At 41.2% G+C, this 11,760-nt stretch carries 13 protein-coding genes; 3 read left to right on the top strand and 10 right to left on the bottom strand.

The window, feature by feature from the left end; translation table 11 throughout:
• The 5 genes from ACFWE9_RS11965 to ACFWE9_RS11945 form a co-directional block, all read right to left on the bottom strand.
• Window positions 1–666: a tetratricopeptide repeat protein gene (locus ACFWE9_RS11965; RefSeq protein ID WP_230155149.1), complete on the bottom strand. Its 666-nt coding sequence runs from the start codon at window positions 664–666 to the stop codon at window positions 1–3.
• A gap of 120 nt (window positions 667–786) precedes the next feature.
• Window positions 787–1,902 (bottom strand): tRNA 2-thiouridine(34) synthase MnmA, encoded by a 1,116-nt coding sequence (gene mnmA, locus ACFWE9_RS11960; protein WP_377356912.1) that lies wholly within the window; start codon window positions 1,900–1,902, stop codon window positions 787–789.
• 29 nt (window positions 1,903–1,931) lie between these two features.
• On the bottom strand, window positions 1,932–3,077 hold the full coding sequence (locus tag ACFWE9_RS11955; RefSeq protein WP_377356910.1) for a cysteine desulfurase family protein: 1,146 nt from the start codon (window positions 3,075–3,077) through the stop codon (window positions 1,932–1,934).
• A 60-nt stretch (window positions 3,078–3,137) separates the two neighbouring features.
• Window positions 3,138–3,557: a cysteine metabolism transcriptional regulator CymR gene (cymR, locus tag ACFWE9_RS11950; protein ID WP_034308657.1), complete on the bottom strand. Its 420-nt coding sequence runs from the start codon at window positions 3,555–3,557 to the stop codon at window positions 3,138–3,140.
• Between the two features lie 444 nt (window positions 3,558–4,001).
• Window positions 4,002–4,283, bottom strand: coding sequence for a hypothetical protein (locus ACFWE9_RS11945; protein WP_377356908.1), 282 nt, complete (start codon window positions 4,281–4,283; stop codon window positions 4,002–4,004).
• A 323-nt stretch (window positions 4,284–4,606) separates the two neighbouring features.
• On the opposite strand from ACFWE9_RS11945, the gene ACFWE9_RS11940 reads away from it, so the two are divergent.
• Window positions 4,607–5,878, top strand: coding sequence for a replication-associated recombination protein A (locus tag ACFWE9_RS11940; protein ID WP_377356906.1), 1,272 nt, complete (start codon window positions 4,607–4,609; stop codon window positions 5,876–5,878).
• A gap of 29 nt (window positions 5,879–5,907) precedes the next feature.
• On the opposite strand, the gene ACFWE9_RS11935 is transcribed toward ACFWE9_RS11940, so the two are convergent.
• Window positions 5,908–6,555: a DUF2642 domain-containing protein gene (locus tag ACFWE9_RS11935; RefSeq protein ID WP_230155137.1), complete on the bottom strand. Its 648-nt coding sequence runs from the start codon at window positions 6,553–6,555 to the stop codon at window positions 5,908–5,910.
• 242 nt (window positions 6,556–6,797) lie between these two features.
• Window positions 6,798–7,751, bottom strand: a complete 954-nt coding sequence (locus ACFWE9_RS11930) for a hypothetical protein (protein WP_377356904.1) — start codon at window positions 7,749–7,751, stop codon at window positions 6,798–6,800.
• A 390-nt stretch (window positions 7,752–8,141) separates the two neighbouring features.
• Here ACFWE9_RS11930 and ACFWE9_RS11925 point away from each other — a divergent pair, with 390 nt between their 5' ends.
• Both ACFWE9_RS11925 and tagU read left to right on the top strand, forming a co-directional pair.
• Entirely contained in the window at window positions 8,142–8,519 is a 378-nt protein-coding gene (locus tag ACFWE9_RS11925) for a helix-turn-helix domain-containing protein (protein ID WP_377356936.1), read from the top strand.
• 584 nt (window positions 8,520–9,103) lie between these two features.
• On the top strand, window positions 9,104–10,033 hold the full coding sequence (gene tagU / locus ACFWE9_RS11920; RefSeq protein ID WP_377356902.1) for a polyisoprenyl-teichoic acid--peptidoglycan teichoic acid transferase TagU: 930 nt from the start codon (window positions 9,104–9,106) through the stop codon (window positions 10,031–10,033).
• 629 nt (window positions 10,034–10,662) lie between these two features.
• On the opposite strand, the gene ACFWE9_RS11915 is transcribed toward tagU, so the two are convergent.
• From ACFWE9_RS11915 to ACFWE9_RS11905, 3 genes are all read right to left on the bottom strand, one after another.
• A complete protein-coding gene (locus ACFWE9_RS11915; RefSeq protein WP_377356900.1) occupies window positions 10,663–10,953 on the bottom strand; it encodes a hypothetical protein in 291 nt (96 codons plus the stop codon).
• A 203-nt stretch (window positions 10,954–11,156) separates the two neighbouring features.
• Window positions 11,157–11,288 carry a YwzD family small protein gene (locus ACFWE9_RS11910; RefSeq protein WP_286201242.1) on the bottom strand — a complete coding sequence of 44 codons (132 nt, stop codon included), beginning with the start codon at window positions 11,286–11,288 and terminating at the stop codon, window positions 11,157–11,159.
• Window positions 11,289–11,542: 254 nt separating this feature from the next.
• Window positions 11,543–11,680, bottom strand: coding sequence for a hypothetical protein (locus tag ACFWE9_RS11905; protein ID WP_377356897.1), 138 nt, complete (start codon window positions 11,678–11,680; stop codon window positions 11,543–11,545).
• Window positions 11,681–11,760: the final 80 nt, after the last annotated feature.

Here is an 11,760-nt window from a genome sequence, read left to right as displayed (position 1 = left end):
TTACTCTGCATTCATTTCTTCCATCAGTTTCTTACCGTGCGCAGCCAGCATATGATCAGGCTGTGCCTCCAATGCTTTATCAAAATAAGCCATCGCCGCTTGCGCATCTTCACGATACCCGGCAAACGCTACACCTAAATTATAATAGGCGTCTGCATGGCCCGGATCCTGTTCCACCACTAAATTCAGTTGATTGATCAATTCATCATACAATTCCGCATTAGCTAGACATAGCGCATATTGGAATCGCGCATCCACATCCTCAGGGCTCAACTCCACGGTTCTCTGTAAATAAGGCATCGCCAATTTCGGTTGATCCAACGCCATCAATGTCAATCCAAGCATAAAGTAAGCATCGCTGTTCTCCAGTCCCAAACGGATCGCTTTTTCAAACATATCCTTCGCTTCGACTAATTTTGCATCGGACTCATAGTATAGGTTCCCTAATGAATAGTAAGCCGCTGCTGCATTTTCATCCAGCTCAATCGCCTTTTTGTAAAACTTTACGGCTTTATCCGTTTCACCCACTGCAGTCAGTACATTCCCAAAATTTATGTAGGCAACAGGCTCATTCGGATTTTCCTCGATCGCCTCATTGAAAACTTTCGCCGCTTCTTCGTATTTCCCTTGTTGCATTAATTCAATTCCTTGTTGATTCTTATCCATGTTCATTCACACTCCATTTTTATAATAAAAAGTATAGCACAAGCCAGTGGTCTAATTCAGACCGAACCAGCAATCAAAAAGAAGTCCCCAACCGCAAACACAGCTGGGGACATGCTCATTTTACCCTACGTAAGTCAGTTTTTCACCTTTTTTAAATACTTCATCAATCGTACCGCCACCAAGGCATACTTCACCATCATAGAATACAACTGCTTGTCCAGGTGTGATTGCGCGGACTGCTTCGTCAAAAATGACTTCGACATCACCATTTTCCAAGACCTTCACTTTTACGCCGCTATCCTCTTGACGGTACCTGAACTTTGCCGTGCATGCAAATTCCCCTGCAGGTATATGTTCCGCTACCCAGCTGACATTCACTGCAAGAAGGGAATTGGAATACAGCACATCATTATCAAAGCCTTGACACACATATAAAACATTACGCTTCAAGTCTTTTCCCGCAACAAACCAAGGTTCGCCGCTGCCGCCTATCCCTAGACCGTGGCGCTGACCGATTGTGTAATACATCAATCCATCATGCTTGCCCATCACTTTGCCATCCATCGTGACCATATCTCCAGGCTGAGCTGGAAGGTAATTACTTAAAAACTCTTTGAAATTGCGTTCACCGATAAAACAGATGCCTGTTGAATCTTTTTTCGTTGCTGTTGCAAGACCAGCTTCTTTCGCAATTTCACGGACTTCCTTCTTATCGATGTGCCCAAGTGGAAACATGACTTTTTCCAATTGCTCTTGAGTAAGCTGATTCAAGAAATACGTTTGATCTTTATTATTATCGACACCGCGAAGCATTTTGTATTCGCCATCCCGGTATTCAACCTGTGCGTAATGTCCAGTTGCCACATAATCCGCACCAAGACTTACCGCATGTTCAAGAAATGCCTTGAACTTGATTTCCTTATTGCACATAACATCCGGATTTGGAGTGCGGCCCGCTTTATACTCTTCCAAGAAATATGTGAACACTTTATCCCAATATTGCTTTTCGAAATTGACCGCATAATAAGGGATGCCGATTTGATTACAAACCGCTATTACATCATTGTAATCTTCCGTTGCTGTACAGACTCCGTTTTCATCTGTATCGTCCCAGTTCTTCATGAAAATCCCGACCACATCATAGCCTTGATTCTTCAACAGCAGGGCTGACACAGAGGAATCAACGCCTCCTGACATACCCACGACGACGCGGGTATCCTGTGGTGCTTTATTCATCCTGTCACCTCATTTATTTAAAGCAAGAATTATTTTCTCACTAATCTATTAACGATTTTCACGGTTGTTTCAGCCGCTTGCCTGACTTCCTGTTCCGTGTTGTTCAAACCGAAGCTGAAACGAATCGAATTCTTCGTTCGCTCCGAATCTTTTCCAAACATCGCAACAAGCACATGCGAAGGATCGATTGACCCTGCCGTACATGCAGACCCACTTGATACCGCAACACCGGCCAAGTCCATATTAACGAGCATCGATTCCACATTCGTACCCGGAAAACTAACATTCAGCACATGTGGCAGCGACTGCTCCATAGATCCGTTAATTTCATATTGTACATCCGCCTCGTCAAAGACGGCAAGCAATACGTCTTTAAATTGCAAGTATTGCTCCGTTTTCTTATCCATCATGCTTTGAGCAATCAAAACCGCTTCGGCAAAACCAGCAATTGCCGGCACACTCTCCGTGCCCGCACGGCGTTTTCGTTCTTGTTCCCCGCCATATAAATGGGGATTCAGCTTCAAGCCTTCACGCATGTATAGGAAGCCGATTCCTTTGGGACCGTTGATTTTATGTGCTGAAACACTTAGCAAATCCACACCCAGCCCACGAACGTCGATAGAGATCAAACCATATGCCTGAACCGCATCCGTATGGAAAATGGCTTGATGACCTTTAAGGAGTTGTCCAATTTCAGCAATCGGCTGAATGGTCCCCACCTCGTTATTGCCATACATGACCGAAACCATAATCGTATCGTCCCTCAATGCCGCCTTTAAATCGTCAATTGAAATAAGCCCCGCTTCATTCACAGGTAAATATGTGACTTCAAAGCCAGACTTCTCAAGGAATTGACATGTATGCAAAACAGCATGATGCTCAATCTCCGTCGTAATGATGTGCTTGCCTTTTTCTTTATTCGCATTCGCAATGCCGATAATCGCCATATTATCCGCTTCTGTTCCACCGCTCGTGAAAATGATTTCATTCCGTCCGGCACCGACACTTGTTGCAATGCTCGAACGCGCCTCATCTAAAACATGGCGCGCCTCCCGCCCGAAAGCATGAATGCTCGACGGATTACCAAAGTCATGGCTCATGACTGTCATCATTCTATCGATCACATTCGGATGCATCGGAGAAGTCGCAGCATGATCTAAATATATTCTTTCCACTTTATTGTCGCCTCCATTAAAAAACGCAAGCGCCTACATAATAGGCGCATTGCTAATCACTTAAATATAGTACATATAAGAATCGATTTCTCCCGTATCCTTGTAGCTCGCCAAATCCATCAGCGTCGTATTATCCAATACATCCTTCACCGCATCGCGAATGCGAATCCAAAGCTGGCGCTTAACCGGCTCTTCATCCTCAATCCCTTCAACAGGGGTAATCGGCCCTTCCAATACACGGATGACATCACCCGAAGTAATCTCCTGAGGATCCTTAGACAAGACATACCCGCCATACGCACCGCGGACACTCTTCACCAACCCCGCATTACGAAGCGGCGCAATCAACTGCTCCAAATAATGCTCGGACAGATTATGCGTCTGGGCAATCGATTTCAAACTTTTCGGGCCTTCTCCATAATGTTTAGCAAGCTCTATCATAATCGTTAAACCATAACGGCCTTTAGTAGATATCTTCATACATATACACCTCAAATTATTTATCCGTTTCTAAATTCTTTTGAAATTATAGCATATTCCCGCCAGAAATGCATTCACCTACCCTCCATTTGTCAAATTATCCTAATTGGAGAGATAGGAAAAATGAAATCACTAGTGTTATGGTGGACAGATTAAACGAAAGTTCGATTCTTTGATTCAGTTAGCTTCACCAAATTACAGGAAGCCAATTTATTAAAGGAGAATACTCTACTTAAATCTTTAAGGAGTGATTACCATGATGATTAAAGATTGCTAGATGCCATTAAAAATCGACATGCTAGAGGCTCTCATGAACGAAGATATCAAAAAAATCAGGGCAGGATTCAATGGTGAATCAGAGTCTTCCAATCTCTTAAAGCCCTTCCTAAAAAAGAGTATCTACTCTTTCATGACCTCCGTCTTTTCTCGACCACGCATTCACATTCAATCAACTGATCCGCACAAATCCAGATGGAAAAATCGAAGCTTTTGACGATCCAATATTGCAAGTGAACCGGCAGCCCGAGCATCTGTTAGACTGGTTAAAAACAAAAAAATGAACAATTTTCCATTCGAAACACTAGTTGTCAGTGCTAATTCTTCCACTATCATTCGGGCGGCGAAAAAGGATATTAATAGAAAAATAATACGTAAGGTCCGGTGTTTTCTGCCATAAGTGTCATGCATATTCCATGGAGCGGCAAAGAAAGTGGATTTGCCATACATGTTTGGGTACTTCCATGATGCTCATATTTCGGCACTTTTAGATTATGTATATCTCGTTAAGCCTTCCATTACCAACAGCGAATTTCGAAACTCCCTCCAACTCCAATCCCCTTCCAGCGCAAAAAAATTATTACCTTCAATGAAACTGGATCATTCCGGCCAAACCAAAGGCAGAGTCTATCTACTAAGTTCACTCATAGAAAGCTAGGACGAATTATCAAGCTTGAAGGTCGGATTGAATACGAATTCACCGTCATTCACAGCATAATCAGCGCATTTCCCCCACAACTTGTGATACCTTATATAAAAAGGAGAGGTGCGCAATGAATATTAAACCGCTTGCTTTCCGGATGCGGCCTCGATCGATTGATGAGATCATCGGGCAGGAGCATCTGGTCGGTGAAGGTAAAATTATCGCGAGGATGGTTAAAGCTAAGCAGCTATCCTCCATGATTCTGTATGGACCGCCTGGAATTGGCAAGACTTCGATTGCAAGTGCGATTGCCGGAAGTACGAAGTTTGCTTTCCGGACGCTGAATGCGGTGACCAATAATAAAAAAGATATGGAAATCGTCGCAGCCGAGGCGAAAATGTCTGGTAAAGTGATACTGCTACTCGATGAGGTTCATCGTCTCGATAAAGCGAAACAGGATTTCCTATTGCCTTATCTCGAAAACGGAATGATTACTTTGATCGGTGCAACGACAAGCAACCCTTATCATGCAATCAATCCGGCAATCCGAAGCAGATGCCAGATATTCGAGCTCAAATCATTGGAAACCACTGATATAATCAAAGCCCTGGAACGGGCACTTCTTGATGAAGAGCGAGGACTTGGTGCATATAAAACGGATGTCAGCTTTGATGCCCTTACCCATTTCGCGACTGCTTCGAACGGAGATGTCCGCAGTGCCCTTAACGCTCTAGAGCTCGCCGTCATTTCGACCGAACCTGATGAATCCGAAACGATCAACATCGATCTGCAAATTGCCGAGGAATGCATGCAGAAAAAAAGCTTTTCACATGACAAGGACGGTGATGCTCACTATGACGTCCTGTCGGCATTTCAAAAATCAATTCGGGGAAGTGATGTGAATGCAGCCCTTCATTACTTGGGTCGCTTGGTCGAAGCGGGCGATCTTGTCAGCATCGCACGCCGCTTGGTCGTCATCGCCTACGAAGATGTCGGTCTTGCCAATCCGCAGGCCGGTCCCAGGGCACTCGCTGCAGTCGAAGCCGCAGAACGACTCGGTTTTCCTGAAGCCCGGATTCCACTTGCCAACTCAGTGGTCGAATTATGCCTATCACCTAAATCGAATACAGCCATTTCCGCAATTGATGCAGCCCTTGCTGACATTCGCAGCGGCCATAGTGGAGACGTACCGGACCATCTTAAGGATGCCCATTACAAAGGGGCCACGGATCTCGGACGCGGTATCGGCTACCTATATCCGCATGACTACGAAAATGGCTGGGTAAAGCAGCAATACTTACCGAACAAACTTCGCAGCAAAAAATATTACAAACCAAAAAAGAGCGGGAAATTCGAACAAGCCCTTGCCTTGGTCTACGAAAATATCGAGAAAAAGAAATAACTCCGGATCGCTTCAGACCCGGAGTTTTTTTATTGTGGGAAATGAAAGCTTTTTACATGCCTCATATTGACAAAAATCTCCTCCCCATGAGCATCCGCCATCTCAATGATGCCGTTTTTCACCGTACTGATCTTCCCAATATTCTTCGGATGCATCCCTAAGTCCAGCACCACCAGCTTATTGGCTAACTTTTTTACCTGTTCCTCCAAAGTCCTTGCCCAGCTTATAGTAGAGACCTGTGCAAGTTGCTCTGCTTTGTTCAAACCGTAAGGCCCGTTTACATCATCACACACCGAAAGCCACTTCAAATGATCCATCGAGATGAACATCGTTTTGAATACAGGCGAATAAAAGACAAAATAGTTATTCATGATGCCAACGATATAACCATGGACCGAATCTTTTTTAGTGAGCATGATTTCTACAAACATCCCCTTCGCGTTCATCAACAACTTTCGGAACGATGTCTCGTCGATTTCCGGCACTTCCCCCGAACCAATCTCCTCATCGATCATAGGAAAGGAAAAATTTTTAATGTGCTTAAAAGGAATGTAGCGGTACACTTTTCCCGTGTACAAGACTATGATGTCCGAGTTAGCTTCAATTAATATCCCCGCTTCATATATATTTCCAGTGAGCTCCAGTTCCATATACTGGTCAATATGATTTGATAACAAGTGTTGTCCCCCTTTCTATTTAAATCAATCATATCCAAAAAGCAAATAATGTTTTGTCCCATTTTTGATACTACAGCCTTACCTATCTTTTAAAACGATTGTCTCGTTAGTTCCAATAGTAAAAAGCTGTTATGGAATGAAAGTATTAAACTCAAGAACTATATCAGTCTACAACTGCATGTCCATTCTCCATAAGAAGGCACAACAACTCTTTTTGGTTGCTGTACCTGTAGGTATTTCTTTTAACGTGTGTTTTGAGATGATGCTTTGATTAGGTTCTCAATCCATATTTGCTTGAATGCATTTGAACGAGTACGTCTGCCTCTCCCTAATCCATTTGATGCAGAGCCTTCAAATGAAGAACTACTTTCGTCTGATGAGCTGCTTTCGTCTGATGAGCTGCTTTCTTGTGTTGATCCGTTTGACGCGCCTCCATTTGCAGAACCTTCAGATTTAGCGTTTTCCCCTCCGCTCTCTTCTTTTTCCTCTTTCTCTTCCTCTCTCTTCACAGATAATCCTACGAATTGGACATGGTCAGTTGGCACATAGAATAATTCTTCATGATGCACGACGATAAGGTACGTGTCAGCCACTTCCATCAGAATGCCCTCAACCTTCTCAGGTCCTCCACCACTAACTGATACCCAGTTGTGGACTAACCGAGTTAATAGGCCATTAAGTGTATCTGTACCGTTATATACAAATTCAGGCAAGAATTCAGTGAACGATTGTTCCACCAATGTTACACTTTTAATATGGGAAATCGGGTATAAAACAAGACCTTCTTTCTCCGTGGATAACACTAAAAATTCCTCTTTCACATCAATAACCCGGCCAATTTTTGATGCCGGACCGCCGCCATTCACTTGAATGCAGCTAGTTTGAAGTGATTTTAGCACTGCTAAAAAATTTGCTGGATATACAAGTTCTTCGTCGTTGATCGGCAAAAAATCAACCTGAGCTTTCTTCGCATTCGCGACAACGATTTTCAAATGCTCGATGGCGAAATACACGATTTGATTTTGTTCTTGATTTTGTTCTTGATTTTTTTCTTGATTTTGTCCTGTTTGAATGACGATATAATCGCTTAACACTGCTAAAAGCTTGCCTTCTCTAGATTCAGGCCCGCCTTTAAACACCTTCACAAATTTCCCTGTTAAAGCTTCAAGGTACGGTAAACCAACAGTCTCTTCCATTTTTCCTTTAGCCTCCAATAGTTATTTATACTTTAGTGATATCCGTACTGCATATATATGCGCCTTCTTTCTAATACGGACTCTGCTAATCACCCATTTTGTAGTAAATCGTCGTACGCCTAGAAAACTCATTTGGAGAATCACTTTTTCCAGTCTATTCAAATTGTGAAAAAAGGCCTTACTTTTTGATGAAAAAACTCCGGAATTTTTTCCGAAGTTCCGTTCATCATTTTGAAATGGGCATTCGGGCACTCGTTTTACCGTTCAAGGCTGTATGTAGAGGTGAAGCATCATAATGAAAAACGCATAAACCCAACACATTTCAGATTGACTCCTTATAAATTTTGTTAGTTTAACGAATGATAAGTCAAAGGAGTGATAAATTTGAAAGTGGAAGGTATTTATACATATTTATGTGAAAATTGTTCAACACTGTTTGGAGTAGTATCTCGGTTTTCTGTTTTGGAAGATAAAATTGAGACACTGACATGCCCCAAGTGTTCTAAGAAAGAAGCAGCTTGTATTGGAGAAGGGCATATAAATTACTTGAATTATGAAAAAAGGGATGAAATCATAACGAACGATACCGATGAGTCACAACTACCTGAACTATTAACAGTAGAGCATGTGGCAGATTATTTAAATGTTAGTGAAAGAACTGCTGATGAATACATGGGAAATCCCGATTTTCCTTTAATTCGTTTAAAAAGGTCCAAGAGGGTTTTCAGGGATGACTTTTTCGACTGGTTACAGTCAAAGAAGGAATAAAACAAGAAGAAGTCGCTTGGATATTGTAGGACTAATAGGATGGGGTATTAAAAAGAGTGAGGTTGACGAATTAGCTGAGATCCTCAAAAAAGGATTCAATGTAAAAAACGATTCCTAGAAATTAATTCAGAATTTGATTAAATACACACAGCTGCTTTTTGAATAGCATCTGCAACACGTTTATTTAATATAATGCCTGCACAGGTACTTGTTTTGTTGGTTATATCAAACCAGAGTATAAGCAGGGTCATGATATGCAGCTGCATCATCATGATGACCTTTGTACAAAGATAAAAACGACCTGCAGATCCATATACCTCGCTGCTAAAAATGAATTACATGATATACCAACCTGAGAAATCAATAACCAGGGAAGCAAGGATTTTCCAATCATCCACTCCTTTTGCACTAAACCTTTAAACGATTTTAATTTCCCACCCCCTTCGCCACTGTTCTAGTTACATAGAACAAAATTACACCAAAAAATGTCAAAGGTATTATGAAATAGTAAAATATACTATTCTTTTAAAGGTAAATTAAATATAATAGAGTAAGTGGTAACAAAAAGAGGAAGGAAGTATTATATGAGACATGAAAAAAAGAAGAAAAAGAAACGGACATGGCTGAAAGTAGCCGGGATAATTGTCCTACTTTTTATACTAGTAGGGGGAGCTTTTGCCTACTCCGTTTGGAATTCTCTAACAAAAACCGTTGACACGATGCATACACCCATAGACCGTACCACGGATAAACGAACGAAAGACCTTGCACTATCAGATCAGGAGCCCTTCTCGATGCTCATGCTCGGAGTTGATGAACGTGATGGTGATAAAGGCCGTTCAGATACAATGATCGTCCTGACAGTCAATCCACAAAAGAAATCGGTCAAAATGTTAAGTATTCCACGTGATACACGGACCGAGATCGTCGGTCATGGCACACAGGATAAAATCAACCATGCATTTGCATTCGGCGGCGCGAAAATGTCCATGGATACCGTTGAAAACTTCCTTGATATCCCGATTGACTATTATATGAAGATCAATATGGAGGGCTTTAAGGATATCGTTGACGCAGTCGGCGGCGTGACCGTGCAAAACGATTTGGACTTCACATCTGATGGCATTCATTTTGCAAAAGGTACGCATACTCTTACTGGGAAAGAAGCCCTTGCCTATTCAAGAATGAGACATGATGATCCGAGTGGTGATTTCGGCCGTCAATCCAGACAACGTTCCATTATCGAAGCCGTCATTAAAAAAGGAGCGAGCGTTTCCTCTCTGACGAAATACGATGAAGTCTTCGATGCACTCGGTAATAATATCCAGACGAATTTGACGTTTGATGACATGATGGACATCCAAAAGAACTATAGGGATGCAAGCAAAAGCATTACCCAATCATCCATAAATGGCAGCGGAACGAAAATCGACGGAATCTACTATTATATTGTGTCGGATGAAGAAAAAGAAAAGGTTCAATTCGAATTAAAAGAACAATTATCCATAAAATAAGAAAAAATGAAAGAGCTGTCCGGACCCGCATCCTGACAGCTTTTTCATTTTCTCCGTCCAATATTCTGACAAAAAACGAACACCAATTGTAGAGATTTGTTGGAATTTTTGTTGTTTATTAGGCATAAAAAGACGGTATAATCTAATATGAGCTGAAAATTCCATCTTCCCCTTGCCCCTTTCATCACTTGTCACTATTATTCTTTGGACCCGGAATTCCATCAACCATCATTCATCAACTATAATAAATAATCCTAAACAAAAGGAGTGGATTTGTATGAAAATCAAAGCAGGCAGCTGGGCTATGCTAAGCACACAGGACAAAATGTTTATTCTGAAAGCCATCAGTGATCGTTCAAGAATGAAATATGTTTCATGAGAAGTAGATCTTTTCGGCATTACACGAGAGCATCGCCTCTCCCTTTTCAATAAAACGAACTTGAGCCTGAAAAAGGAGAGGAATCTATTTTAAACTGATATCCCTTAACAAACAGCATTCGCCTTTTTCTTTGACGCCATAGCAATTTTGTTAAATATAAACACCCCAATGCGAGAATTGAAGACCTGTGTAACTGGAACTTCATAGGCCGTTTTATGCTGCCTTCCAACCTTATCCAGAATCCAGTTCTTCACTTTCTTAAGATTCGGCCTACATCATACTGAAAGGACTCCACATCCATATGCTGTAAAAATACATGTGACCGATTTTGCACATAATCTGCCCGATTCGGAAACCGCTGCTTCATTTCAGAACTTAACAATTCCCAGGATTTCCCGAACTCCGCTTGACTTTCATACTCATAAAAATCTTCAACTACGCTTTTTGATCCGCTGGGAAAAAGAAAAATGATACAGGATCCTACAGCTAAAACCATGAGAACTGCCGCCAATACTCCTATTGGAATCTCACTTTGTCTCATCACCCTCATCACCCTCACAGGTTATCATTCATTTATATATATAGGGGAAAGCCATAAAAAAGAAGCATGTTGTTAGACATGCTCCTTAAGTATATGTATCTGAAATGATTTCTTAGATTCATTGACGCCTTCTCCATCGATAAAAGAAAAGAAGGTGACGATCGCCCATAAAACGAGCAAAATGGGGACGAAGTATCTACGGATCATATACTATCAGGTTGTTCAATGATCCCGCTTAATTTCTCCTTAATCTCTTCCACAAGTTCATTTACAGAAACATCTTGTCCAGACTCACCCTTGGCAAAAGTGTCTTTTAAAATATCAAAAAAATCCATTAGAAATTTCCACTCCAATATATAATTGAGCCACCATTTCATACTGTTGTCCTAATCCTTTTTTCAAAAATAAGGAATATAGCTCATTTATTTGATAATCACATATATAGTTGGGATTGGCAAGCGGAATCTACTATATTATCAGAAAAGTAACTAAAAATTAACATTCCCTTAATATTAAAGGGAAGGATTACTAATAGTTATTATATGTGACCAAAAAAAGGCCGATTCATCAGCCCCTTCGAAACCACATATTATATTTGCCCCATAAAATAAGTCATTAATGAAATTAAAACTAATGTAATGGTAATATAAGTCCCAATAAAAATTTTCTTGCTTCTCTGTTTCTTTTTATAAACTTCCTCAAACGTAATGAATTTGTTTTTTGTCATCAAATAATCTCCTTATATTTTGATGGCAGCTATCTGACATCGCCTTAAGCGAAGTCCCTTTGCTTGATATAGTGTAGTAT

The organism is Peribacillus sp. NPDC060253 (assembly GCF_042727425.1).
GTDB lineage: Bacteria > Bacillota > Bacilli > Bacillales > DSM-1321 > Peribacillus.
This window is presented reverse-complemented; position numbering and strand designations above follow the sequence as displayed.